At 45.2% G+C, this 26977-nt stretch carries 23 protein-coding genes; 8 read left to right on the forward strand and 15 right to left on the reverse strand.

From position 1 onward, the window contains the following. Positions 1–319: 319 nt before the first annotated feature. Positions 320–712, forward strand: a complete 393-nt coding sequence (locus QUB70_RS14925; RefSeq protein ID WP_172184862.1) for a Fur family transcriptional regulator — start codon at positions 320–322, stop codon at positions 710–712. Between the two features lie 391 nt (positions 713–1103). Here QUB70_RS14925 and QUB70_RS14930 read toward each other — a convergent pair whose 3' ends face one another. Both QUB70_RS14930 and QUB70_RS14935 read right to left on the reverse strand, forming a co-directional pair. Next, positions 1104–2078, reverse strand: a complete 975-nt coding sequence (locus QUB70_RS14930) for an SPFH domain-containing protein (protein WP_332981452.1) — start codon at positions 2076–2078, stop codon at positions 1104–1106. A 291-nt stretch (positions 2079–2369) separates the two neighbouring features. Beyond that, positions 2370–2801: an NfeD family protein gene (locus tag QUB70_RS14935; protein ID WP_332981453.1), complete on the reverse strand. Its 432-nt coding sequence runs from the start codon at positions 2799–2801 to the stop codon at positions 2370–2372. A 334-nt stretch (positions 2802–3135) separates the two neighbouring features. Here QUB70_RS14935 and QUB70_RS14940 point away from each other — a divergent pair, with 334 nt between their 5' ends. Beyond that, entirely contained in the window at positions 3136–5274 is a 2139-nt protein-coding gene (locus QUB70_RS14940; RefSeq protein ID WP_332981455.1) for a protein phosphatase 2C domain-containing protein, read from the forward strand. Between the two features lie 146 nt (positions 5275–5420). Here QUB70_RS14940 and QUB70_RS14945 read toward each other — a convergent pair whose 3' ends face one another. The 5 genes from QUB70_RS14945 to QUB70_RS14965 all read right to left on the reverse strand — a co-directional run bounded on the left by QUB70_RS14945 (position 5421) and on the right by QUB70_RS14965 (position 10346). Then, complete coding sequence (locus QUB70_RS14945) at positions 5421–6509, reverse strand: ABC transporter ATP-binding protein (protein WP_332981456.1); 1089 nt, start codon at positions 6507–6509, stop codon at positions 5421–5423. A 294-nt stretch (positions 6510–6803) separates the two neighbouring features. Next, positions 6804–7865: an ABC transporter substrate-binding protein gene (locus tag QUB70_RS14950; RefSeq protein WP_332981459.1), complete on the reverse strand. Its 1062-nt coding sequence runs from the start codon at positions 7863–7865 to the stop codon at positions 6804–6806. 51 nt (positions 7866–7916) lie between these two features. Continuing rightward, complete coding sequence (locus QUB70_RS14955; RefSeq protein ID WP_332981460.1) at positions 7917–8774, reverse strand: ABC transporter permease; 858 nt, start codon at positions 8772–8774, stop codon at positions 7917–7919. Positions 8775–8925: 151 nt separating this feature from the next. Beyond that, positions 8926–9771, reverse strand: a complete 846-nt coding sequence (locus QUB70_RS14960; protein WP_332981463.1) for an ABC transporter permease — start codon at positions 9769–9771, stop codon at positions 8926–8928. A gap of 161 nt (positions 9772–9932) precedes the next feature. Then, positions 9933–10346, reverse strand: a complete 414-nt coding sequence (locus QUB70_RS14965; RefSeq protein WP_332981465.1) for a peptide chain release factor 1 — start codon at positions 10344–10346, stop codon at positions 9933–9935. A gap of 162 nt (positions 10347–10508) precedes the next feature. Between QUB70_RS14965 and QUB70_RS14970 the strand changes: the two genes are divergently transcribed. Then, positions 10509–10715, forward strand: coding sequence for a hypothetical protein (locus QUB70_RS14970; RefSeq protein ID WP_332981466.1), 207 nt, complete (start codon positions 10509–10511; stop codon positions 10713–10715). A gap of 246 nt (positions 10716–10961) precedes the next feature. Next, a complete protein-coding gene (locus QUB70_RS14975) occupies positions 10962–11384 on the forward strand; it encodes a DUF6335 family protein (protein WP_332981467.1) in 423 nt (140 codons plus the stop codon). A gap of 93 nt (positions 11385–11477) precedes the next feature. Here the strand turns inward: QUB70_RS14975 and QUB70_RS14980 are convergent, their stop codons facing one another. The 3 genes from QUB70_RS14980 to QUB70_RS14990 form a co-directional block, all read right to left on the reverse strand. Further along, on the reverse strand, positions 11478–12158 hold the full coding sequence (locus QUB70_RS14980; protein WP_332981469.1) for a response regulator transcription factor: 681 nt from the start codon (positions 12156–12158) through the stop codon (positions 11478–11480). Then, a complete protein-coding gene (locus QUB70_RS14985) occupies positions 12155–13609 on the reverse strand; it encodes a sensor histidine kinase (RefSeq protein ID WP_332981470.1) in 1455 nt (484 codons plus the stop codon). The genes QUB70_RS14980 and QUB70_RS14985 overlap by 4 nt, the downstream gene beginning before the upstream one ends. 204 nt (positions 13610–13813) lie before the next feature. Further along, the gene (locus QUB70_RS14990; protein WP_332981471.1) at positions 13814–14425 is read right to left on the reverse strand and encodes a cupin; all 612 of its coding nucleotides are present in this window, start codon (positions 14423–14425) and stop codon (positions 13814–13816) included. Between the two features lie 389 nt (positions 14426–14814). Here QUB70_RS14990 and QUB70_RS14995 point away from each other — a divergent pair, with 389 nt between their 5' ends. Both QUB70_RS14995 and QUB70_RS15000 read left to right on the forward strand, forming a co-directional pair. Further along, positions 14815–15603 (forward strand): YHS domain-containing (seleno)protein, encoded by a 789-nt coding sequence (locus QUB70_RS14995; RefSeq protein ID WP_332981473.1) that lies wholly within the window; start codon positions 14815–14817, stop codon positions 15601–15603. Positions 15604–16051: 448 nt separating this feature from the next. Further along, complete coding sequence (locus QUB70_RS15000; protein WP_332981474.1) at positions 16052–16753, forward strand: DUF4079 domain-containing protein; 702 nt, start codon at positions 16052–16054, stop codon at positions 16751–16753. A gap of 202 nt (positions 16754–16955) precedes the next feature. Here QUB70_RS15000 and QUB70_RS15005 read toward each other — a convergent pair whose 3' ends face one another. From QUB70_RS15005 to QUB70_RS15015, 3 genes are all read right to left on the reverse strand, one after another. Continuing rightward, positions 16956–17834 (reverse strand): carbohydrate ABC transporter permease, encoded by an 879-nt coding sequence (locus tag QUB70_RS15005; protein ID WP_332981475.1) that lies wholly within the window; start codon positions 17832–17834, stop codon positions 16956–16958. Between the two features lie 277 nt (positions 17835–18111). Further along, entirely contained in the window at positions 18112–19575 is a 1464-nt protein-coding gene (locus QUB70_RS15010; protein WP_332981477.1) for a CIA30 family protein, read from the reverse strand. A 122-nt stretch (positions 19576–19697) separates the two neighbouring features. Continuing rightward, positions 19698–22244, reverse strand: a complete 2547-nt coding sequence (locus QUB70_RS15015; RefSeq protein ID WP_332981479.1) for an ATP-binding protein — start codon at positions 22242–22244, stop codon at positions 19698–19700. 488 nt (positions 22245–22732) lie between these two features. On the opposite strand from QUB70_RS15015, the gene QUB70_RS15020 reads away from it, so the two are divergent. Further along, positions 22733–23122: a hypothetical protein gene (locus tag QUB70_RS15020; protein ID WP_332981480.1), complete on the forward strand. Its 390-nt coding sequence runs from the start codon at positions 22733–22735 to the stop codon at positions 23120–23122. Positions 23123–23246: 124 nt separating this feature from the next. Here the strand turns inward: QUB70_RS15020 and QUB70_RS15025 are convergent, their stop codons facing one another. Beyond that, complete coding sequence (locus QUB70_RS15025; RefSeq protein ID WP_332981481.1) at positions 23247–24104, reverse strand: Hpt domain-containing protein; 858 nt, start codon at positions 24102–24104, stop codon at positions 23247–23249. Positions 24105–24629: 525 nt separating this feature from the next. Further along, positions 24630–25556, reverse strand: coding sequence for a DMT family transporter (locus QUB70_RS15030; RefSeq protein ID WP_332981483.1), 927 nt, complete (start codon positions 25554–25556; stop codon positions 24630–24632). Between the two features lie 404 nt (positions 25557–25960). Here QUB70_RS15030 and QUB70_RS15035 point away from each other — a divergent pair, with 404 nt between their 5' ends. After that, positions 25961–26764, forward strand: a complete 804-nt coding sequence (locus QUB70_RS15035; protein ID WP_332981482.1) for an SDR family NAD(P)-dependent oxidoreductase — start codon at positions 25961–25963, stop codon at positions 26762–26764. The last annotated feature ends 213 nt before the right edge of the window (positions 26765–26977 follow it).

Consider the following 26977-nt stretch of genomic DNA (forward strand, 5'->3'; position numbering starts at 1 on the left):
TGGTCAGTACAGCTTGCTTGATTTCTCTTACAAGCTCAGTGGCTTTAGCCAAGAGTTACTGACGGGAATGTTGCGATAGGTGATGTGCAAGTTAGCGCCATTGTATTCTACAACCAGGTTGCGCGCGATCGACCTTTGACCCCAAATCAGCGTTTAATACCCTCTTATTCCCCAGTCCGCGCACCATCCGGACATCGTTTGTGTAGACGCGGTTTCAACCGCCGAGTCTTCTGTATACGAGGATTTGGTATGACTCCCCCAAGTAAGATAGCCTAGAAACAGGGACAAATGTGATTCCAGCAGATTCGAGAAAAAAATTATGAGAACCAACCACACCCGCAGTCAGGAGCGTATTTTAAACTTGCTCAAAGTCCTGAATCGATCGCTCTCAGCGCAAGATATCTACTTAGAACTGCGTAACAGCGACCAAAGCATGGGCTTAGCAACCGTTTACCGCTCCCTCGACGGTTTAAAGCGAGAGGGGTTCGTTCACGTCAGAACGCTTGCTAGTGGCGAGTCTCTCTACGGTGCCGCCCACCAAGACCAACATCACCTCACTTGTCTGGAATGTGGCGCCTCCATTACGATCGACGAATGCCCGGTTCACCACTTAGAAAGCCAACTGCAACAATCTCATTCTTTCAAGATTTATTATCACACTTTGGAGTTTTTCGGATTGTGCGATCGGTGTACTCTCGCTCAAGAATCTTAATCATTAGTCATTAGTCATCAGTCATTAGTCATCAGTCATCAGTCATCAGTCATCAGTCATTAGTTATCAGTCATTAGTCATTAGTCATTAGTCATTAGTCATCAGTCATTAGTCATCAGTCATTAGTCATCAGTCATTAGTCATCAGTCATTAGTCATCAGTCATTAGTGAATCTCTTACAAAAATAATTAGGACGCTGCTCAAAGCCCATCCCACAACTTTTTTTTCTTGTGGGATGGGCTTCTAGCCCGTCCGAAAATTTGATTAAAAGTTACTCGGCGATTGAAATCGCTGCTATACAGACGAAACCCGCCTCCGCGGGTTGAATTAATTCTTAGTCCGCGTCGGCGGACTTTGTTTTTGTAGGAGCGATTTCAATCGCCGCTTCTAACTAAGACAATTTTTTCACCTCATTAATATTACCTTCCCCAACAATCGATCGCAATCCCTCCATCGTAGCGGGGATGCTGCGCGGGTCCATAAACATCACCTTGCTGCTGTCGCTGCTGCCAATTTTCAAGCCCATATCCAGATAGTTTTGAGCTAACAAAAATTGTAAAGCTTCCCGGGCATTGGGGTCAGTTTGCAGAGTTTTGCCGATTATTTGCAAAGCCTCAGAAGTAGCTTGAGCTTTTAAAACCTGACTTTGGCGTTCTGCTTGTGCTTTCAGGACGATCGCCTTTTGTTGAGCTTCCGCCTCCAAAATAGTCGCTTTTTGGCGGGCTTCCGCATCCAGAACTTGCGCTTCAGCTTTACCTTTGGCGCTGTTAACTGCTGACTCCCGTTCGCCCTCGGATGTCAGAATTGCCGCCCGCTTCCGCCGATCGGCTGCCATCTGCAATTCCATCGATTCCTGTACAGTTTTAGAAGGGATAATATCGCGCAGTTCTACCCGCGTTACTTTCACTCCCCAAGGATCGGTAACAATATCTAAATCTCTGAGCAAGAGTTCATTAATTTGAGAACGAGCGGTAAAGGTTTGTTCGAGATCCAGTTGACCCATTTCGGCGCGAATTTGAGTCAGCACCATATTTACCATTGCTGACTGGAGATTTTCTACTTTGTAACAAGCTTTTTCCAAGTCTACAATCCGCCAGTAAACCACAGCATCAACGGTGATGGAAACGTTGTCGCGGGTAATACAAGCTTGCGGGGGAATATCTAAGACTTTTTCCCGAATTGTTTGCTCGTAAACGACGCGATCGAGAAAGGGCTTGACAAAATTCAAACCGGGTTCCAGTTTCTTGCCGCTGTATTTACCTAAAGTTTCCACCAGCGCTTGATTTCCCTGATTGATAATCTTGACGGAACCTGCGAGGGCTGACCCGCCTAGTGCTAAAAATACGAGTAAAAAAAACTGTTCCACTGTCGCCTCCTATAAATGTTGACTGTTGACTGTTAACTGTTAAATGTTGACTAATAACCAATGACTAAGCTGTGGAGCATTTAAACCATTAACGATCGAGGTAAGGTGCGTCAGCTAGAACACTTACTCTACATGGGAAACACTTATTTACGCTCCGCACCCTACTATCCTCCTTTAAATGCGAAACAGCTTATTGACTAATGACTAATGACTGCTGACTAATAACCAATGACTACTGACTACTGACTAATGACTAACTACTAATTATCTGTGATTAATTACGCATTTTGTTTAAGAATGCAAGAGATTTTCTGGCAAAACTATCAGAGTAGTGCCTTTCCGTCCGACGACAATTACGTTTTGGTTGGGGGGGATAGTGGCCTTCGTGTCTTCGCAGCGAGCTTGCCAAGAATTCCCCTCATAAATGACTCGGCCGGCTTCTCCGGGGGGAATTTCTGTTAAAGTTTTTGCTTCCTGAGAATCTGCGATCGCCCTTACCTTGCCTTTTGGTATCAACCGCCGGGACAGCAGCACAAAAACTGTCGAAAATACCATCCACAGAAATATTTGTAAATTAACGTAAGGTAGAACTAGAGAGCATCCAGCTACGGCGAAGGCGCTCAGTCCCATCATAAAAGCGACAAAAGCAGTCGGGAGAAATAGCTCTGCCAAACAGAGCAAAGACCCAGCTAGCAGCCAAAGGAGTGTGGGAGTCAAGATCATAAAAAGAATAGGTGATACTATTTAGATATTAGATTGGAAATTTAAGATTTAAAAAATGCAAACAACTGACTCTGCAAGGGTTTGCGACTTGCGGGCCCTGAGAGCGATTTTTCGCGCCGCGGTATCAGCTTGAGGCTTCCATCGTACTCCAAGTCAAAGTTTAGTAACTTAGATTACAATTTTAGCCGGTGCAGACTGGCAGAAACTACAATTTCTAGGGGCCCAAAGGCAGTTAAGAAATTGATAGGGGCTAAAATCAGTTTATTGTCAAGCTCATGAATTTGGGCTTGCGAATCATATATCTTCAGAATCTTTTTACACAAACTATTTCGATATGATCAGCAGTTTCTCCGAACCCATTTATTGCCCGAATCTTAGCTGTGCAGATCCCCGCAATACCTTTGGCCGCCAGCAGTGTGCAGCTTGCGAAACCGATTTAATTTATCGATATTTGTGGGCGGTGGGCCCAGCAGCCGAGGAAGTGCCCGCAGGTAAGGTAATAGCCGATCGATACTTTGTCACTGCACCCCAAATCTGGCTCGACAGCCGTCCTGCTGTGCCTCCCAGCGTCCCGGAACAACTGCCGGATAGCATTATGCCTTACCTGCATTTGTATCCCCAACGGCTGCATACGCCTGAAGTATACGGTTTTTGTTCGCTGGGGGAAGCACCGTCCGAGGCAGAGGTGCTGTTGTTGGAAAATGTGCCCATCAATAATTTCGGTCGCCTGTATCCTTCTATTTTACAATCTTGGTCTGGGACAAGCGCCGCGCGCCAAGTTTACTGGCTGTGGCAAATGCTCCAACTGTGGGCGCCGCTGTCGGAACAGGGAGTCGCTTCGAGTTTGCTGGTACCGGAAAATTTGCGGGTGGAAGGTTGGCGGGTACGCCTGCTGGAACTGCACCCCGGCAATTTTGTACCGACGCTGCGCGATTTGGGAGATGTGTGGTCAGGTTTGGTGGAATCGGCGCAACCTTCTGTGCAGTCGAAACTTGGAGAGATTTGTCAGTTTATGCGCCGCAGCAGCATGAATTTTGATGCGATCGCCCTGGAACTCAACGATTTACTATTAGAACAAGCCGCTCAATTGCCTCTGCACTTAGAAGTAGTCGGCATGACCGATACCGGGCCGCAGCGCTCCCAAAATGAAGACAGTTGCTATCCGACTGCTGCTGATTTGCAATCTAGCAAAACTTCAGGGGGAGAGAAACTAATTCCTTACTTGACAATGGTTTGCGACGGGGTTGGAGGCCACGAAGGAGGAGAAGTTGCCAGTCAATTAGCCGTCCAGTCCCTGAAAGCTTTAATCCAAAATTTGCTCGCAGAAATCGCTGAACAACAAGAGTTGATGACGCCAGCAATGGTAATCAAGCAACTCGAAGAAATAGTGAGAGTTGTAAATAATGTGATTTCCGCTCAAAATAACGAGCAGGGAAAAGAGTTGCGACAGCGGATGGGGACGACTTTGGTGATGGCCCTCCAGTTGCCTCAAAAAGTGAAAAATTCCGAGGATTTGCCCTCGAATAACAGTCACGAACTTTATTTAGTCAATGTTGGAGACAGTCGCGCTTATTGGATTGGCAAAAATTACTGTCAGCGGCTGACTGTGGACGACGATGTAGCGTCAAGGGAAGTCCAGCTAGGACACAGTTTATACTGGGAAACTCAACTGCGATCGGATGCAGGAGCCTTGACTCAAGCTTTGGGTACGCGGGACGGCGATTTCCTGCGCCCAATAATTCAGCGATTTATTGTCGAAGAGGAAGGCTTACTGCTGCTGTGTTCCGACGGTTTGAGCGACAACGACTGGGTAGAACACTCTTGGGAAAATTACGGCCCTCCGGTGCTCGATGGTCAAATGTCTTTGGAAGTGGCGGTTCAGTCTTGGATTCGCCTCGCCAACGAAAAAAACGGTTACGACAACACCTCCGTGGTGGCGACTCACTGTCGGATGTCGCCGGAGAGATTGGTACTGTTTCATCCGGCGGCTGCGTCAGCGTCGGTGTCAGCGCCGGTGTCATCCGCGTCGGTGTCGCTGCCGATGTCCCTCCCGGCGTCCCTCCAGAAGTCCGGGAGGATTCCAGAATCTCAGCTTTCAGAATCGTCCAAACAGTTGCTGTATCCCGAAACTCCCCCCGCCCCGGAACCTGTTCAAAAACAGAAGTCCCAGCTTTGGCTGCCCCTGCTGGGGCTGTTGGCCCTGATGTTAGGGGGCGGCGCTTTAGGTTTGTGGGTGCGAAGCCTCCAAAACCCACAGCCAGAGCCCGCACAACTTCCCCCACCCCCGGAAACTACCGCCCCGACTCCTGGGGAAATTCCCTCGCCCGGTGCCGAGAGTCCCTCGCCGTCGCCAGACTCGACTCCTGGGGAAATTCCCTCGCCCGGTGCCGAGAGTCCCTCGCCGTCGCCAGACTCGACTCCTGGGGAAATTCCCTTGCCCGAAGCGGAAACTCCTTCGCCATCGCCCCAGTAAAGCAGGGCGAATTAAACAGAACGTTTCAGCTGAGATGTTGCACTATTCTTGTTTAGGAACAGGCAAGATGCCTGTTCCACAAGAGATGAATTTTATTGTGGAACAGACATCTTGCCTGTTCTAGATCGTGGTGCAAGATGTGAGTTTTAACAAATGCAGATACTTTCCGGCGGCACGACAACTCGAACGCTATCGCCGACTTTGTGCCGCTGCAAGTCATCTCTGTGCAAGTTTTGTCGGCGAAGGGCGATCGAGCTTTTAGCAGTCAACCGTACCGTATAGCGCGTGTCAGTGCCAATATAAATAGCCTCTTCTACTGTTCCCGGCCAGCTATTTTCAGCCTCACAATTAGCCGGGAAAATAGCAGCTTTTTCTGGCCGCAACACCAGGGTGACAACTTTCCCAGCGGGCAAATCTTCTGCTGTCGCAACTAACACGGGCAACTGCTGGTCAACCAACACGATTATTTTACCGTTTTGCTTTTCTACTACTTGCCCGCTTAAAAAATTGCTGTCGCCAATAAAATCAGCAACAAACCGCGTTTTAGGATATTCATAAATCTCAACAGGCGTTCCGACTTGTTGCAGTTTTCCACCCTCCATCACTGCAATTCTGTCCGACATAGTTAGCGCTTCTTCTTGGTCGTGAGTCACATAAATAAATGTAATTCCCAATTTTCGCTGCATTTTTTTTAATTCTAATTGCATCTCTTTACGCAATTTTAAATCCAGCGCTCCTAAAGGTTCATCCAACAGCAAAACAGAAGGCTGTTTGACTAATGCTCTTGCTAGCGCTACTCGCTGCTGCTGTCCCCCTGACAGTTGGCGGGGATACCGTTTTTCTACATCCGTTAACTGTACTAATGCTAAGGCTTCAACAACGCGATCGCGAATTGTTTGCTGAGGTAAATTCTCCATTTCCAACCCAAAAGCGACATTTTGTGCTACTGTCATGTGCGGAAATAAAGCATAATTTTGAAATACCGTATTCACTGGGCGGTGAAATGGCGGGCGATTTTGCATCGGTTGGCCGTGAATGTAAATTTCGCCCGCTGTGGGAATTTCAAAACCCGCGATCGTTCGCAAAGTTGTAGTTTTGCCGCAGCCGGAAGGGCCGAGTAAAGAAAAGAATTCGCGATCGTAAATTTGCAGGTTGAGGTTGTCTACAGCTAAGAAATCTTGACTGCGGACACTTTTAAATACTTTGGAAACTTCTAAAACTTCGACAGCGTGCATTTTGTTAGTATGTTTGGGGGATAAGTAATAAAAATCTGAGTTCGAGTCCGGTTAAACTTATATCTTGCACCATTCTCAATTACTTGTTGAGGAACGGGCTCTCCGGCCCGTTCCACAAGAAATTTATTCTTTGTGGAACAGGCATCTTGCCTGTTCTTGACGGGCTCTCCGGCCCGTTCCACAAGAAATTTATTCTTTGTGGAACAGGCATCTTGCCTGTTCTAGAGAATGGTGCAACTCCAAAAAAAGCTAAAAATTTAAGTAAATCCGCCCCGGCAGCAACCTGTTTTATATTTACTTTCCCGCCCCTGCTTTAACTTCCGTCCAAGCTCGATCGTACAATGCGGTTGCTTTCCCGACATCCTGCAAGAATTTCATTTTGCCAAACACCTCATCCGGCGGATAAATTTGAGGATTTTTCAAATCTTTTGGGTCGATTAAACCTTTGTCTATTGCTGCTTTGTTGGGCGAGCCATAGTGGGTAAAATTAGAAATTTTAGCACCTACTTCTGGCTGCAAAATGAAGTTGATGAATTTCTCAGCTAACTCTTTGTGAGGTGCACCTTTGGGAATTGCCATGTTGTCAGAAAAAATTATTGTTCCTTCTTTGGGAATAGCGTAGCGGAGATTTGGATTCTCTTTCATTACCTGAAAAATATCGCCGCTCCATTCCATTGTCAGATTTACTTCTCCTTGATCCAGCAGAGCTTGACCCGTGTCGGGGACAAAAGCTGCAATAATATTTTTACTTTTAATCAGCAAATCGCGGGCTTTGTTAATCTCTTCGGGATTAGCTGTATTGGGGTCGAATCCTAAATACATCAAAACGCCGGCAAAGGTGTATCTGGCATCATCTTGCCATGCTATTTTTCCAGTATATTTAGAATCGAACATCGCCGCCCAACTGTTGATATCGCCCTTGGTTGCTTTCAAGTTGTAGCCAATTCCCATTGTTCCCCACTGATAAGGCAACGAATATTTGTTGCCAGGGTCAAATGTTTGGTTAATAAATCTCGAATCGAGATTTATTGTGTTAGGAATTTTTGGGAAATCTAACGGCTCAAGTATATTATCTGCTGCCATGATTTTAACCATGTAATCAGCGGGAAATATTACATCGTAACCTGGATTTCCCTGTTTGAGTTTGGCATAGAGCGCATCGCTGTTCTCGAAAGTGTCGTATTGAATTTTAACATTGTTCTCTTTCTCGAATTGAGCTATAACTTCGGGGGCAATATAAGTTGAATAGTTGTAAATGCTGAGCACTTGCTGCTGGTTGCCACCTGTGGGGCTACAGCCGAAAGTCACCGTTGCACTCATCACAAACAAAAGTAGGAAAGTCAGCAGGCGTTTCATAGGTTGTATTAGTTGCAGACGACAATAATTATGACACAAAAAGCAATTTTTTTAATTTTTATAAACTTTTAACGATGATACAACCAGCAACAAGGAAGCCAACAACATCAAAGTTGAAATGGCATTAATCGCTGGCGTCACTGCAAATTTTATCATGCCGTAAACAAATAATGGCAGCGTCATCGAACCGACGCCAGTGGTAAAGAATGTCACGACAAAATCATCGAGAGACAGAGTAAAAGCCAGCAGTGCCGCGCTGAAAATAGCGGGCCAAATCAGAGGGAGAGTGATGCGCCAAAAAGTCCGCCATTCGTTAGCGCCTAAGTCAAAAGCTGCTTGTTCTAATATCGGATCGAGTTCCGCCAAACGCGCCCTGACAGTAATAGTCACAAATGAAATATTAAAGACAACGTGACCGATAATTACTGTAGGTAAGCCGAGATTGAGGCGAATTCCCGTGAGATTTTCTACGATCCGAAATACTAGGGTAAAGAAAACTAGCAGCGAAATGCCGATCGTAATTTCGGGCATAATAATCGGCAAAAACAGCAAAGCTTCTACTGCTTTGCGCCCCGGAAAATGAAAGCGTTCCAGTGCTAGCGCGAGCATTGTACCAAAAATTGTCGCTAACACAGTCGAAATAGCTGCAATTAGCAAGCTGTTGTTTAGTGCTGGCCAAATTCCGGCGCTGGTGCTCGTAGCAATCGTCGCGCCTGCATTGCTAAACAAGCTGCGATACCAATCGAGGGTAAAACCGCGCCAAACTGCGTTGAATCTGGAAGCATTGAAGGAGTAAATAATTAAGATCAGAATTGGCAAATAAAGAAAGGCAAATGCTAGTGCAGCTTGTACCCAAAGCCACTTTTTGCCGATCGCGCGCACGAGTAAATCTAGTTTTGTTTTAGTCATTAGTCATTAGTCATTAGTCATCAGTCATTAGTCATTAGTCATCAGTCATTAGTCATTAGTATGTAGGGGCGGGTTTTACAGACAATCTGTGCCTAAGACCAATAATCTCATAAACCCGCCCCCACCAAACTGTAAATCTCAATCTACCTGTTTAATTTTCATCAGACACGCGGAAGTAGATTAAAACAGGAATCAATACGATCGCCGTCAACAGCATAGAAAGCGCCGATCCAAAAGGCCAGTCGCGGGCTTTCATAAACTGATTTTGGATCAAATTTCCCACCATAACTGTTTTAGAACCGCCCAATATATCTGGTGTAATAAAAGCGCCCACTGCGGGAACAAAAACTAGAATAGAGCCTGCAACAATACCGCGAGTTGTCAAGGGTAAAAACACGCGCCAGAAAGTCCGAATATCGTTTGCCCCTAAATCTTGAGCAGCTTCTACTAATACAAAATTGAAGCGTTCTATGCTAGAATATAAAGGCAAAACCATGAAAGGCAAATAGCCGTAAATAAGACCGATCGCCACAGCGAAAGGCGTAAAAAGCAAGTTTAACGGTTCGCTAATAATTTGCAGGCTTTGCAAGGCTGTGTTAACTACTCCTTCGCTACGCAGCAGTATGATCCAGGCGTAGGTTCTCACTAAAAAATTAGTCCAAAATGGAATAATTACCAGCAAAAGCAAAGCATTTCGCCAGCGGGGAGGACGGGTGGCGATGAAAAAGGCTAGGGGATAGCCAACTAACAAGCAAGCGGCTGTTGTCAGAAAAGCCAGCCAGAGCGATCGCCCAATTACTCCTAAGAAAAGTCCGCTGAACAAACGCTGGTAGTTGCTGAGAGTAAATATCCAAGTAACGCCGCCGTAAGTACCGCGTTCTAAGAAACTGTACACAAGTACAATTAGCACCGGCAGAATGAAGAAAAAGATCAGCCATGCGGTAGCGGGAAATAAGAGCAGCAACAGGTTAGTTTGCTGGCGGTTTTTAACACTCATTATTCAGTCAAGCCAAATTTAGCACATAATGCAACACATTTGACTAATGATACTATCTTCACAAAAAAATGTAACTGTAGACAAGCCCCAAACCCGAATATTCATCAGTCACAGCCAATCTAAAATCTAAAATCTAAAATCTAAAATCTAAAATGGCATGACTATCGCCAATAAGGCCGGCCCTTCCAAAAAACTCCCACCGTAACTCCTATTAGTGCAGCTTCCGATAAACTTGCTAAAAAAGGAGGTATGGGCAGGAATGACTTTAACACCAAACCCAAGAGCACGCACAAAGCTAACACCCACAAATTAGTCCGGTTGAGCAAAAATTGCTGCTGCCAATACTCTAAAAAGTAAACTGCTAAAGCTCCCATTCCCACTGCTGTAGCGAAAGGTATCAATATCCCCAGCCCAGAACCGAAGACAAGCGTCAGAATGTTGCGGAATGGCCGCGACTGCATGAAACCCCACGCTAAAAATAGCTCCAGTCCAATCACGATTGAGTTGACGAGGGCGGCAATTTGCAGCATTTCTCGCCAAGGTAAAAGTTTTAAGCGGCGCAGAAAATTACTCACATCGGTAAATTAGGTAGGTTGCTTTGATTTTATAACAGTTTCGCGAACTGCGATCGACATCTTCCTCCTCTTTAAGTAAAATAAAGATTGAGGGCAGTCTCTTGACAAATAAACCCAGAGTACGTGCCTATTAGTTGTTGGAACCGCGAAAGGAAAAAAGTTATGGTGGAGAACACTGTCGATTGTGCTGTAGCTTGCGTCAATGGCTGCGTTCTGGGCGACAAGTGCCCGAAGCGGGAATACGCAGAAGCAACGTCCAACTTTATTGAAAATACTTCTCTGGAAAAAATGCTAGAAATAGCAGAGGAAGCGGTGAGAAGGAAACGGACGGAACCCCCCAAATGGGTAATTCCTGATTTTCCCGAATAGAATTAGCCTCCCTATTAAAAAGCGATCGCCCATTTCCAAAGGGCGATCGCTTTTTGTATTCCCAAGGAAATAGCTGAGTAAAATTAATATATTTCCTGGGATAGAAGCGAAAATTTTCAAGAGCAATTATAATTTCAATTAATTACAGCCCTTGGCAATTACTAAAAAAAAATCAGCTAAAACCAATCGCCAAACTACGAATTTTTTAAGTAAATTGAATTCCAAAATAAACAGGAGACAAGTATCGTGGCACAGCAAAAGAAACCCAACGCAAAAACAACAACAGAACGGGATAATTTGGGAGATTTGCCTCAAGAAATTACCGAATCTTACGGCACCGGCGTTATCGCTGAACCGGGATTGAACCAATATGAAATCACAACCTTGAACGATAGCAGTTCGGAATACGGTTCCAGCAGTTCCCAAATCGGCGGCGAGGAGGGCGATGCTGTTGCGGAACAAGAAAGTGCCACAGGCGAGGAATTGGTGGGGGGAAGCGCTCCCACTCCCGACCAAGATATGGTTGACGAACTCGGAGCTGCGGCGGGCATTGAAATGGCGGACGGAGCTATTTTGCACACAACAGATATGCTGGAACATCGAGATGAAAGTCGGTGGGAATTAGACCCGAGTTCTGCGGAAGATTATCAGGAAAGACCGGATTTATAGGTCTATTTTTTACCCAAAAATAGGTAGTATAATAGGAGCGGGTTCAGCATTGTCCACACTTCATATGCCAAGTATTTGCAAATCCGCCCCTCATCACTTTTGCTCTCGCAACACGTATCCAACTCCCCGAACAGTATGCAGCAGGCGTTTTGAGTTACTTACTTCTAGCTTAATCCGTAACGCACGAATATACACTTCAATAATATTTGACTCGCCCATAAAATCGTAACCCCAGACTTTCTCTAAAATTCGATCGCGGGTAATGACTTGACGGGAATTTTGCAGCATAAATTCTAACAAATCAAACTCTTTGGCAGTGAGTTCAATTAGTTGACTGCCTCGATAAACTTCACGGGTTAAACCGTTTAAGATTAGGTCTTCAAATTGTAGCTGATCCGGGTCATTTGGTTGAGTTCGGCGCAGACGTGCTTTCACTCTCGCGAGGAGTTCTTCCATACTGAAAGGCTTAGTAACATAATCATCGGCTCCAGCATTTAATCCCGTCACGCGATCGGGTACTTCATCTTTTGCTGTTAACATAATTATTGGTACTTGAATACCAGTCGATCGCAACCTCAAACAGATGTCTAATCCAGAGATACCCGGAAGCATCCAATCTAAAATTAATAAATCCGGTTGAACATCACGGGCTAGCATTAATCCATCCAATCCATTTGGGGCGACAGTGACATGATATCCTTCAAGACTAAGTTCAGATTCGATGAACTTTGCCAGTTTAGGGTCATCTTCAACAAGGAGAATGCGATCGCTCATAGCTGCGGATTCCAGATAGGTAAGGTGATAGTAAAAATACTACCTTCTCCCGGTTTAGAACGGAGCGTGATACGTCCATCCATGCCTTCGATCAGGCTTTTGGCGATCGCCAATCCCAACCCTGTACCGTCTCTAGAGCGCGTCATTGACTCATCCACCCGGTAAAACCGCTCAAAAATCCGGTTTTGATGGGGGAGAGAAATACCAATTCCGCGATCGCCCACATGAATCATCACCTGCTGTTCCTTCTTTTCTAATACTAACTCAACAGGTTGTTCTGGAGCAGAATACTTGATTGCATTATCGACTAAGTTAATTAACACCTGTTGTAAACGATCCTGATCCGCACAGGCTACAACATCCTCATCATTTGACACCAAAATAATTTTCCGATTGCTAACTTTTTGACTCATTTCGGCCACCTCAGCCACCAGAGTATTCAGCATCACCGGATTCAAACGAAAGTGCAAGTTGCCGCTATCAGCCCGTGCCAAATCGAGCAAATCTTCTAACATCCGAATCGTGCGTTCAGTTTCCCCAACCGCTGTTTCCAGTGCTTGTTGCTGATAGTCACTTAAGTTAGTGCTGCGTCGCAGCAAACTTTGTAAATAACCAACGACAACCGTCAGAGGAGTGCGTAATTCGTGAGAAACATTACCGACAAATTGGCGTTGCTGCTCCCAAGAACTCGACAATCGAAACAACATCTCATTAAAGGTTTGTGCTAGTCCTAAAATCTCATCGGGAGCCTGATGCAGTTGGAGTTTTGCCGCCTGCAAATTATCAGCAGACAAAGTGCTAGCTACCTGACTCATCTGTTCCAAAGGATGGAGAGCATGACGAATGCGATTGGAAATCGCCAACATTAACACTAAGATTACCACAATACTGACAACAATTAGACTCCTAATCCCATCATTTAATTGACGTTGCTCATCAGTGATATCTTGAGAGAAATATACCGTACCCAGTAACTCATTTTTGATCCTCAGAGTTCTGCTACAAATCACCAAATAGCGATCGCCCACCTGAACAAAAGTCGGCTCAGCAGGTACTTCGGTCAACGAGATCATCTTCGTAATCTTAGAAGATTGCAGATCCATATCAGGTGAATTTACCAAAAGCATCCCATCATTTCGCTTCACCCACACCATTATTCCTCCTGTGGAAGCTTTATGGACGCTTCGGGTTAAACCAATTTCTAGTGAACCCATTTCACTATAAAGCTCAACCTGTTCTGGAAAGCGTATTCCAATGTATTCCAGAGTTTTTTTATGAGCGCCGACTAGATTTTGCGACCTTTGCCATCCGGCCCAAAATGCCACACTGCTAAGTGCAAAAATCGAGAGCACCAGCAATTCCAGTGTCAGGCGAAACTGAAGCGAAGAGGTGGAAATTCGCTTGTCCGTGAGATGGTTAATAGCGGCTCTAACTTGGCGAACTAGCTTCATTATATAGTCAGGTAGTGAGGAGAATTAAGCATTAAAATTAGGAAAAATTCCACCTAGATTATTCCTGAACGCACTGTACGGTCAGAAACCGGGTTTTTTTACGGAAATCTTTCGTTGGAGCATCGGAGATTCGCTAAAAAACCCGGTTTCTTTGGTATGAGTGCGTCCAGGACTGTAGAGCGAAAAATTCATCAGGATGCTCACTTAAAAGTTTTCCGCAGTGCCTTGAATCTGGTTAAACTCAAATCGTCGATCGTAATCTGTTACACCATAAAGATTAAAACTAATGGTTGGTTCATCTCCGAGCGATTCCACATGATGAATCGCATCTGGCATTAAGCACAAAATGTCACCAGTAGCAAGCAAAATATCGCCCACTGTTTTGATTTTATCGGGAAACTTGCGAGTTGGCGATCGCTCCCAAAAAGTATTTTTCTCCTGTCCACCAAGTAGCGCCACCAATCCCCAACTCGCATGATTGTGAATCGGGGAAACAGCACCCGGAGCCCAAGCAACCAACTGCACAGTCAGAGGAAAAAATGGTTCATCATAAAGCGTTTGTACTGCCCAGCCTGTCTCAGAGTCAGGCTCAAGTAAAGCAATTTGAAACCAGGAAGAACTATCTAACAACCTGCGAACAAGGGGACAAATTGCCTGGAGTCGTAAATAATCATCACTAATTTGGTCTAATACATCTTCCAAGTCAGTTAGAAAGCGGTAAAGTCGGTAGGGATGGGCAAAATCTTCAATTTGACTTGTAGTCTCACAAACATGGCACTGTCCATCATCAGTCACTAACCAGTTTTTTCCTGTCATAATTTCTCAACTCGCGGTTAAATTACTGCACTACTAAAAGATATAGCGGTTCTCAGAAAGATGAGGTACGTAGTTGGGCTTCAGCCCTATACGTGTAGTGGTTATGTAAGCTGTCAGTCATGCCTCCTCTTTTTGAGAAAGGCTATAGTCAGGGTTAATCTCCACTCTATAAGACATTCCTGCCAACTAGATGATGCGTTCCTAATTCCCAGATGAATTTTTGCTGAAGAAAGGGACGTATAAAGCATTCAGAGTTTTATCTCCCATCCATCTCTTCCTCATCTAGCACTCATTTTCTTGAGTGTTAATGTAAACAACCTCAAGTCTTGAGGACAACAAAAAGCCAGAATAATTGCCAGAGAGCAAGAAGCCTCAAGCAAATATCTGGCATGGAACTATTAACAATTTATCTGGAAATTAGACACATGAAAGTAAAATACATTACCACGATCGCCATTGCCACCATTCTAGGTTTGGTAACAGCTAATGTTAGCTACGGCAACTTCAAGTCTTCAACAAACTCAAACTCTACAACCGTTGCATCCAAGGTTGCAGAAGCCAATCCTTGTGCTGGTAAAGCCAATCCTTGTGCTGGTAAAACCAATCCTTGCGCTAGTAAAGAAAATCCTTGCGCTGGTAAAGCCAATCCTTGCGCTAGTAAAGAAAATCCTTGCGCTGGTAAAGCCAATCCTTGCGCTGGTAAAGCCAATCCTTGTGCGGGTAAAGCCAATCCTTGCGCTGGTAAAGCCAATCCTTGCGCTGGTAAAAGCAGCACAACAACTGTTCATCCTAAGTATTACACCGAAAAAGGTATGGCTCTTGATGGTCAGGATGTCGTAGCCTATTTCACCCAAAGCAAATTAGTTATGGGAGTTAGCCAATTTAAACATAATTGGGGTGGAACAACTTGGATGTTTGCTAGTGCAGCAAACCGTGATATGTTTGCTAAAAATCCTGAAAAGTATGCTCCTCAATACGGTGGATATTGCGCCCAGGGAACCAGTGAAGCGCATCTTGTTGTGAGCCAGCCTGACGCCTGGAAAATCGTTAATGGGAAGCTTTATCTCAACTACGATAAAACAGTACAAGCACAGTGGATGGGCGATATTCCTGGTCACATTGCTTCAGCAAACAAAAATTGGCCCGCTATTCTGAATAACAAAGAACTGTTTCGCTAAACTCAAATTGATGCAGGTAAGCTGTTCTGCATTTAAATTGTATGTTAAGAAACAATCAAACTGTTGTGGGGTGGGCGTCCCGCCCGCCCTGAATATACAATTTAAATGCGCGGCAGCTTAATTAGTCGCTAACCACCACTGACATTACCTCCAGCACTTTTCATTGGCAGGAGGGAAAACAAGATAATTGTAATTGGGCAATTGCGTAATCGAGAAAGCTGTAACTCACCCCAATGACAACTGCTATATCTTCTTATCGGTCAAGATATCCGGTGAATTACCCCTCATAAACCCTGTTTGTAGTGAGGACTGAATTCCTCTCTATGCGGGTGAACAATTACTATTAGTCCTGACTACAAACTTACTGTGGTTAGATCGCCGGATATGATATGATGTATGGCAAAAACCAGGTTGATGAAGCCAACCCTCCTCAACAAAAAGGTGATTTATGGAATTTAAAGATTTTCTGGCTTTACTGCATCCTATTTTAGCTGTAGCGATTGTTTTTCCGATGCTCGGTATTGTTCTCAATATGGCGTGGCAAACTATGCAGCGTCGGAAGCAAATTGCATCGGGGGATAAGAGCAAAATTCCACCTGTAGTCGGTCAAGAACACGTCAAAGCAGGTCGAATTCTGTCGGGTTCGGTGGTAGGAGTGACGTTGTTGGGTTTAGGCTACGCGATTTTTGAGCATATCTTGAGCGAACAGGTTTGGAGCAAAAACTCGTTTCAGGTTATTTTCATTGTGCTGATGTTTGTGGCGACTATTGCCTCTTTGGTCATGCTCTATCGAGCTACACCCGCTTTATGGCGGGGCATATTTGCGACGCTAACAGGTACTGGTTTGGTGATTCTTGGCACTCAAGATGGCGTTTATCGGCGAACCAATGAATGGTATTGGTCTCACTACTACATTGGCATCACCGCTGCGCTGCTTATGGTTTTCTCCCTTGCCATCATTCAAGATATTTACAAAGATCGATCGAATCGCTGGCGCACTATCCACGTGATCTTGAATTCGATCGCTGTGCTGCTCTTTCTGGGACAGGGAATGACCGGAACCAGGGATTTATTAGAAATTCCTCTATCCTGGCAGAAACCCTATATTTATAGCTGTGATTTCGCCAATAAGACCTGCCCAAAGCCGTGAGCGATCGCATTATTTCGAGATTCCAGTCTAAAATTAGTAGAAATTAGAAGGGCGGGCGGGACACCCCACAAGAAATTTGATGTATTGTGGAACAGGCATCTTGCCTGTTCTTGAGATGTGATGTATTGTGGAACAGGCATCTTGCCTGTTTTTGAGATGAGAATGGTGCAAGATATCAGTCACTACCAATCAGCCATAAATCTCAATCATTGCGAGTCAAACCCTGAAGGCTAACTTGCAAAATCGACAAACCCAAAATTAGCAAAAACAAAACCAGCCCGATCGTACAAGCATAGCCAATTTCCAAATCCTTAAAAGCCCGTTCGTAAAGATAATAAACAACAGTCTTAGAACTATTGCGAGGCCCGCCCTGAGTCATAATATAAACTTCTTCAAAAACCTTAGTAGCAGAAATCGCCGAAATTACCGCTACCAAAACTAGATACGGCTTCATCAGCGGCACAGTAATATCCCAGTGCTTTCCCAAACCATCAGAACCATCAATAGCAGCCGCCTCATAAAGTTCTGCCGGAATAGCTTGCAGCCCTGCCAAATAAATCACCATGTAATAACCCAATCCTTTCCAGATAGTAACTGCCATCACGCTAAAGATTGCTAACTTCGGATTGGCCAGCCAAGAAACAGGAGGTAAACCCAACAATTCCCCCAACTGATTCAGCAGTCCAGTCTCAGCAAACAGCCACTTCCAAGCAATCCCGGCGACAACCATTGAAATCACCGCCGGCGTGTAGTATGCGGCTCGAAACCAGTTCATCCCCCTGAGTTTTTGGTTGCACAAAATCGCCATTCCCAACGGCACAACAACCAATACAGGCACAACGCAGATCAGATACAGCAGCGTATTCGTTAAAGTTTGCCAGAATGTGCGATCGCCCCACAACCTGTTAAAATTCTTCAACCCCACCCACTGCGGCATTTGAGTCAAATCATATTCGTAGTTGGTAAAACTCAAATAAAAAGCTTGCACCGCAGGCCACAAAACAGTCAAACTCAAAATAAATAAAGCCGGCAGCAAAAACAAATAAGGCGTCGAATAGCGTCGGAAGAAATTTAAATACATAATAATTGGTAATTAGTCTAGGTTCGTAGATGCAGACGGCGGTTGAAACCGCGTCTATACAAACGATGTCCGCCTCCGCGGACTGAAGAAAACAACGTAATTTCCAAACACCCGCCCTCTCTTCAACCCGCGGAGGCGGGTTTTGTCTGTGTAGACGCGAATTCCATTCGCCGTCTTCCATTCGCCGTCTCTTCAACCGCCGTCCGATCTTTTTATTCAACCCGCGGAGGCGGGTTTTGTCTGTGTAGACGCGAATTCCATTCGCCTTTCATTTATCTTATTTCAGCCCAGAAAACAAAGCCTGCCAGTCTCCGGGAGAACTAGCATTTCCCCCCTCTTTTACCTCAAAAGTAACATTACAAGCTTGGGGTTGTTCCAAAGCCTCCACGCACAATTCTGCAATATCTTCCCGACTGACTTTGCCCTTAATATTGTCTCCTTGCTCAAAAATTAAAGCTTTGCCTCCCGGTTCTTCAGTCAAAGCGCAAGGCCTGACAACAGTATAAGGTATGCCGCTCGATCGCACGCAATCCTCCCCTTTCAACTTCCAAGTCAAAATTCCGCCCAACATATCATTCATCCTGACAGCAGGCGGTTCCTCCTCCAAAATAAGTCCCGGGCGGCCCGGGCGGGTAACTCCTGCCGAACTCACCATCACAAATCGCGGCAAAGTCTGTCCCCCATCAGCTTTAATAGATTCTAACTCCAGTTGAAAAATACCAGGTGTAAATTTCGGATTGAGCGCGCCGTCATATTCAAACTTGCTCAACATTAACTGAAAAGAAAAAATACTGCTGGCATCAAATTTAGAGCCATCCTTAACAGTTTTCGCGCGGAATACTGGAATTAACTCATCGAAGGGAACGACGACAGTAATCCAGATATTGTAAACAGTATCAAACGAATAGCAATAGCCAATTCCATCCCATTTAGCTTCGCTGCGAACAATCAATTTGTAGCGCTTGCCGTCGCCCTTAACGCGCAGTTGGAGACCGCTAAATCCTGCGAGATTGAGCGGAGGATCGAAGTTGCGGGTACGCACCGAAGCAAAGCCGCCCGAGTTGGCAGTAGAAACATTGCCTGTGAATATAGCCGTATTGTCTGTAAGTACGATCGAACTTTCGCTAGTGCCGCCCATCACGATGTCGTCGAGAGCACCCCAAGTTTCTTTTAAATCTTGGCTGGGTTTTGTGAAGTCGAAAATGATTTTTTCGCCTGCTTTAATTAGCTGGCTGCGAACAGCTTGCACTAAATTGTTCAGCCCTTTGTATTCGACAATTTCGGGAACATCCACAACTTCCGGCATATAAAATTTGATGCCTTGATAGTATTTTTCCCGATTTGGGGTGTCTCCTTCTATCGGTTGAACTTTAGTGCCGGTGCAGCAGATAACGGCTTCTACGCCCTCGGTTACTAGCGGTGTAAGTGTTTCTGGTAGAGTGATATCTGCCTCGACTAACTCGACATTTTTGCCGAGAATTTCTGTTGCTCTTTTAGCATCTCTGACGAGGCAGCGTATTTTATATCCCCGCTGTTGCAGCCGCCTAACAACTCGCTTCCCAACGCCGCCGGTGGCACCGGCTACCAGTATCAGTTTGGGTTGGTCTTTTTTAGTTTTGCTGCTGCTTCCAAATAGTTGTTGCAGCCAGCTAATGCTGCCAATGAAGGGAATGACGCCGAAATAAGCCAAGGTTTTGAGAAACCGGCCGGCATCCCATTGGGCGGTATTTTTTTCAGTCACAGTCGCTTCCTCTGAATTGGCTCAAATCTACTTAGCTGCTTTTGTATTTTAATCGAATTTTCGATTTTTGAATTTTGTCGATTTCCTACTTTCGGGATAGCAACGCCTGCGCGGAATTTTTTTCACTTGACAATGGGTGTGGCATGAGTTTGGCTCAAGGGAATCTCAATAATCAACTCGGTTCCCTCTCCGGGGGCTGAAATGCAGCTCAATTTGCCGCCGTGTTGTTCCACCGCAATTTCGTGACAAATTGTCAAACCTATCCCCGCACCTTTGCCCACCTGTTTTGTGGTAAAAAAAGGCTCAAAAATTTTCTGGCGAACTTTTTCTTCCATGCCCCAACCGTTGTCCTCGATCCGAATTGCTACGGCTTTTTCTCCAGGACAAACTTCTGTCACGATCCGAATTTGTCCGTACTTAACTGGCTCTTCTTTGCCCCCGCCGTGCGACGATAAATTATTGTTGACAAAGGCCTCTTCGAGAGCATCAATTGCATTTGCCAGTACATTCATAAATACTTGGTTGATTTGAACTGCGTAACACTCAACCAAAGGCAGAGAGCCATATTCTTTGATGAGATGAATTGCTGGGCGATTCCCTACGGGATAGCTTTGCTTCACGGGCTTCGGTTTGAGTCGGTTGCTCAAAATCAACAAAGCGCTGTCCAATCCGTCGTGAATGTCAACTGGTTTAATCTGGGCTTCGTCAATTCTAGAGAAGTTTCGCAGCGACTGAACTATCTCGCTGATGCGGTTAGCTCCTACTTTCATTGAACCCAGCAACTTCGGTAAGTCTTCAACTATAAACTCTAATTCTGCTATTTCTATTTGTGCTTGAATTTCTGGCGAAGGCGACGGATAGTGCTGCTCGTAAAGCTGCAATAAATCGATCATTTTTTGACTGTATTCGTTGGCATAACTAAGATTTCCGTAGATAAAGTTAATCGGGTTAGTGACTTCATAAGCTACCGCCGCCACCAACTGTCCCAAACTTGACATTCTTTCGCTTTGCACCAATTGAGTTTGCGCCCGCTTAAGCTCGGACATCGCTGTTTTTAAATTAGCAGTTTTTTCCCGTTCTCTGGCGACTGATGCTTCTAGTGCTGTATTTAATTTTTCGAGTTTATCGACTTGGCACAGCACTATATTAATCATTCCTTTTTTCAGTTCCAATGCAGCGTCTATTTCGCATTGTTTCCAAGGCAAAGATTTGTACTTCACATTTTCTTTCCACATAGCGAAGGATTTTCGAGGAGACAGTCGAGGGTTGCCATCTTCATCGGTTTCAACTAATTTGTTGGGGTTGCCCGCCCAATTTACGGTCTTAATTACTTCGGGGCGAAACCACAAAATGTATATTTTCTGAGTCGGCGATATTGCTATGGCCAAACACCCGCTAGCCGTGTCTTTAAATTCCTCAGCTTCTGGATAGCATTTGGTCAGCGAGTCTGTATAAAAAATTTCTTTTTTTAGGTGATTTTGCACCCACTGAGTTAAGTATTTGAGGGATTCTCCTTGAGGTGTTTGCCCGACTGGATAGCAATTGTCTCCAAATACTATTGCTGCTCCCTGGGCGTTGACTGCTTCCAGCAAATTATGCTGACATTTAACTAACAGTTGTGACAAGTTTTCGGAGGTGGATAGGTCTTCAAAAATCTTGGTTTGAATCGATTTTAAGTGTAGTTTGTAGTCGTAGTCTTCGTTTCCTTCTTTTGATTGCAGTTCTAAGGACATTACTTGTCCGATAAATTCGCAGGCTGCGCGCAATTCATAGTTGAGGTGTTTTGGTGTATAGTGGTGGCAAGCAATCAATCCCCACAGTTTTTTGTCTTTGATTAAGGAGATTGACATCGAAGCTGCAACGCCCATATTTTGCAGGTATTCTATGTGAATGGGAGAAACGCTTCTCAACACGCTGAAACTGAGGTTTAGGGGCTGATTCGTAACAGCATTGTTTCCTGAAACAATGGGGACTGGTTGATAATTAATATCTGGAATCAACCTCAGCCAATTTAACGCATACAGTTGTCTGGCTTGTTTGGGAATATCTGAGCTGGGGTAGTTTAATCCTAAGAAAGGACTCAGCTTTTCTGCTTTGTCTTCAGCGATCACAGCGCCGTTGCCTTCGCGGTCAAATTGATAGACCATCACTCTATCAAAACCCGATATTTTCCTGACTTCTTCTACAGTTATTTGAGATAATTCTTTGAGTTTTTGGGCGCTTTGAATTTTGCTGACGGTGGCTCTCACTGAATGATAAAAACTAAAAACAGAAACATTTTCTGGGTTTGTGGCTAATTCTAACTCGACTATCAATACTTCTTCTACTCGGTGGAGGATGCAGTCAAATTCTAAATATTTACCTTTGTTTGTGACAGATAGTTTAATGGGGTTAACGGTTTTTAAGTTTTCATTACGCAAACAAAGGTTGAGTTTTTTTAGTTGAACTCGATTGAATAATAAGCTCAAATTTCGACCGATCGCACTTTCCGCATCAATTCCTAACATATCTTGGGTGTTTTCGCTGAGTTGCACTATTTCTAGTTCAGGTTCTCGTACAACAAGTAGCACCCCGTGCGGCTGAATGTGTCCCGATATATGAATCGGTTCTCTGTCGCAGTTTGTCAAGTCAACTTCTTCGAGTGCTGGGATTGTGATTTGTAGATCCATTTTCTTTGTTTTCCGCTGTAAAATTTCTCTTTGGGTTCTGTGGATTTTAGATTTGAGTTCAAATTGGCTTTTCAATCATCTCAATCATGTTCGATCGCACATCAGCTCGATTCCTTGACCGACGCTGACAATCAATCATCCCAGAATCAGCGAGTCGAACATGATTGAGTCTAAAATCCGCCTGCCGCTGTGTTGCCGACCGGCACCCGCCTTCTAGATATTTCTATGGACTGGGCTCTTCAATTGCGATCCCAACCCGATCTTAATTATCGCAGCAATTGTTGCCATTCTTCAAGTAGTTTTAATAATTCTCCACAAATATTAAATTTGTGGTAAAATTTTACAAGCAGGAAAAGAAGGAGAAAAATGCGTCTCCAGAGCGACCTACTGACGAAAATATTAAGTTAAAGTAAGGGTGACAAGATTTGAAAGTCAAGTCACGTTAAGCTCTTTAAGAAGTATATCCAACAGGCCCGACAATTAGACCGATGCTCGACTTCAATACAGTTACTGAGTTTTCTTATACCTACTGCATAGGTATCTGTGCATTTTTAGTTCCGGCCAACTTGCTGACTACTTTGCAGACAGCGATTTTGACAGGACTAAACCGACCTCGAATACAAGTTTGGGCGTCTGCGGTTGTGGCCAGTATTTGGGCTACAGCAATGATATTTCACGTTTTTACCTGGTTCGCGATCGGGGTAGTAATGCCTCCGACATACATCTTGCTAGTTATGGGAATCACTTGTTTGACAATCAATGTCTGGGCGATCGCTCATCCTGCAAGCATGATGCAATTAATTCGAGTTGCGGTATCAGTTGTTAGTGGAGCTTTCAGAAAGAAGAAGGATTTAGTTATCTGGGAGAGAAAGAGTTAGTTATCTAGGAACTCAAAAAGAATTTTGCCGGGGGTAATGTGAAAGATATCAGGGAGAATTTTGGTTTGAGAAGAAAGTTTTCCCTGGTTCCAAATCTGGGCTCAGAGTCCAGATTTTCTACTGCTTATTCCGGTTCGCGATCGCGACAATCTTCTGTTTCCGGGCCGCCGGGATGGATCGTGCAGTTGAGCAGGTGGCCGCCGTCGCTTCTGCCGTAATAGTAGCGGCATCCGGTGCAAATTGCCGGAGGTTCGATCGCACTTTGGTAAACCGGATAATCCCCAGCCGCCAGCAGCGAAAAGTCGCGCTGCGTCTGAACAGTCCCGATAATAGCGCCTGAGAGTTCGACAGCTTGGCGGATGTTTTCGATCCTGCTGTAAGGCGGCAGGTAAATGTCAATACAAAGGCGAATGCCCTCGCCTTCGTGCTCGTGGCGGGTAATAGTGCCTCCCAGCAAACCGACGCGCGAGACAATCGCCGAGGAAAATTCGCCCGGGGAGGTGCAGTAACCGGAGAAAATGTGAATATGTTCGTCCGTAGTAGCCCTCACAGTCACGCGAGTGGGAATCAGCACTCTCAGGCAAGCGTCGAGTTCGTCAAAAACCGGTTCGGCGAGGGAGAGCATTTGGTTTGCGTCTTCGCGGCCGAGCCCAAAACTCTTAGAAACCTTGGACACGAGGGCTGCTAAAATCTCAAAAACTTCGGTTAACAGCGATTGCAGCCTGCTATCAACGGCGATCGGACATTCTCGGAGCAGTTTTAAATAATCCTCCAAGCGGTGGGCTATTCGCTGAATGCTGCTAAATCCGAGCATAGCTGCTCCCCCTTTAATTGAGTGCGCGGCTCGGATGAGCTGATGTATCCTTTGGGGAGCTGGCACGGTGTTTTGCAGACCCTGCAAGCCTTGTTCGATGATTTGGATGTGTTCTGCGGCTTCTTCGAGAAAGTAGCCGATAATGCGCTGTAGTTGTTCTGGCAGCATAATTTTATTTTCCGAAAAGCACCCAAGTATTCTTAGTCATCAGTCATTAGTCAGTAGTCAGTAGTCAGTAGTCATTGGTCATTGGTCATTGGTCATTGGTCATTGGTCATTAATCATTAATCATTAGTCATTAATCATTAGTCATTAGTCATTAGTCATTAGTCAGTAGTCAGTAGTCAGTAGTCAGTAGTCAGTAGTCAGTAGTCAGTAGTCAGTAGTCATTGGTCATTAATCATTAATCATTGGTCATTAGACCTCTTGCAAAAATCCTTTTAATCAAATTCTGGAACGGGCTCTGGGGCCCATTCCACAAGAAAAAAAAAATTGTGGGACGGGCATCTTGCCCGTCCTAGTTATTCTTGCAAGAGGTCTATTAGTCATTAGTCATTAGTCATTAGTCCTTAGTCTGACATTTGATAGTTTTGAATCGATATTTCACCGATCGGTTATTTGTGTTTTTAAGCCCTAATTTGTTTTATTCTGACTCACGCCAACTGTAGTGGCAATGTTGAAAAATGTTAACTCTTAACTGTTGACTGTGATTTTTTTTGCTCCGACAGTAGCGGTTGCTACCCCCAACAGCAGCACCGCAGCACCTGCGAGTACCGCCGGCGCGGGCACTTCCCCAAACAGCAAATAACCCAACCAACTCGCCCCCACCGGTTCAAACAAGATAGCAAGAGTTACCAGAGTTGGGGAAATCTGCACTACAGCCCAGTTTAAAATAGTGTGGCCGACTAATTGAGGCAAGGCGGCCGTTAACAAAATATAAAAATATACAATGTGCGGATAATTGGTATAACTGGTGTCGAAGGCGAGGGGGAGAGGCAGCAGGACGATCGCAGCAACAGTATAGGCGATCGCGATATAGCCACCAATTCCCAGTCCCCGCCGCTGAGCTTCCCGGCCCAGAAGCAAATACAAGCTGACAGCCCAGGAACCTGCCAGAGCAAGGAAATTGCCCAGAAGTTGGCTGTTGCCGGCACCTTCAGCGCCCGCACTCCCGAGGGCGATCGCCATTCCCCCAGCCAGGGCTACAGTAATGCCAGCGATCGACATTTTGCTGAGTTTTTCGCCGAACCAGAAGCGCGACAACAGCGCTACCCAGACGGGATTTGTGGTGACGAGGGCTGTCGAGGCGGCGATCGAAGTATAAGAAAGTGAGGTAATCCAGAGAGCAAAGTGCAGGGCGAGACACAAACCCGCAGCAGCAGCATAGCGCCGAGCTCCCGGTTGCAGGGCGTTCCACTGAATTTTGGGCCAAGCCGGAAGCAAAATTAAAGCAGATAAAGTCAGGCGAGAGGCGGCGAGTACCAGACTGAAACCAAAGCCGCCCGCGCCTGCTTTCAAGTTCGCCAGCCGGATTAAGATTGAGGAAGTTGATACGGCTAAAACACCGATAATTAACAATAGGGCGATCGACCAATTCGGCGGTTGTTTCGGAAGATTCATTTTTTTTGTAATTGGTAATTGGTAATTACTGAGATGTTGCACCATTGCCAGAAACAGGCAATATGCCTGTCCCACAAGAAAATTCACTCTTTGTGGAACAGGCATCTTGCCTGTTCATAAAAAGCTTATTGAGAATGTTGCAAGATGTGAGTAATTACCAAAAATAAAATTTACAGAGCAATTTTTGCACAAATCCTGAACACTTTCTATTCTATTCCCTTCTCCGACTGTCTTCCTTCGCGTCATAAGCGTCTTCGCGGTTCGTTAAAAAAGCCAAATCGCGCATCCTTAAAAATTAGTATAATTAAGAAAAACTATATAGAGTGAGCCAAAAAGCACCTTAGCTCTGTTAGAGTCTCAAGAGCGCAGGAAACGATTTCCCCACTTACAATTTATAACTATCTATGGCTCCTACAGTTTTGATTACAGGCGCTTCTCAAGGAAGTGGCAAAGCAACAGCACTGTTATTTGCAAGTAAAGGTTACGATGTAGTGATGGTGGCACGCGGGCCAGAGAGATTGGCAGCAGCAGCGGCTCAAGTGCAGCGCGAAGGCACTTCGGCTGTCGCTATTGCGGGGGATGTTGGCGACATTCAACAAGTGCGCGCGATCGTCCAAAAAGCCCTAGATGCCTGCGGGAACATCGATGTTTTGGTTAACAGTGCTGGGATTTGTCTCGCGGGGGCGATCGAGCAAACTACCTCCGAAGACTGGCAGCAATTAATGAATACCAATTTTTGGGGCTGCGTTAACACAATTCAAGAAATTTTGCCACATTTTCTGGAACGAAAAACTGGGACGATAGTCAATGTTGGTTCCATTGGCGGCAAAATGCCCTTGCCTCAAATGACTGCTTATTGCGCCAGCAAATATGCAGTAACCGGTTTAACAGAAACTTTGCGATTGGAATTAGCGCCTCAAGGCATTCACGTTTGCGCCGTGCATCCGGGCTTGATTAACAGCGATTTTTTAGAAAGAGCTCAATTTCGCGATCGAGACGAACCCGCAGTCGAATTGCGCCGCCAGCAAATGAGCCAAATGCTAAAATCTGACTGGGTAACTCAGCCGGAAGATATTGCTAAAGCTATCTGGGATGCTGTGAAAAATCAGCGTGCAGAAATTACCGTCGGCCCTGCTTTTTTCGCGTCGGAAGCTTATCGGTTGTTCCCCGGTTTGATGCAGTGGGCAATGGCAAAGGGCAAGTTATAATTAGTCATTAGTCATTAATCATTAATCATTAGTCATGACTCATTAGTAAGGTGCGCAGTGCGCACCTACGAATTAAGCACAGTGAGCATCTACTAGACCTCTTGCAAAATAGTAACACTTCGTGGTAAGATCACATCATAAAGCTTTTTTGACACAGAAACATGAGCGACATACTCAATCATATTGAAGAGCATCCTAAAGAAACACAGCGAT

This window comes from Microcoleus sp. A003_D6 (assembly GCF_036702825.1).
Classification (GTDB): Bacteria; Cyanobacteriota; Cyanobacteriia; order Cyanobacteriales; family Microcoleaceae; genus Microcoleus.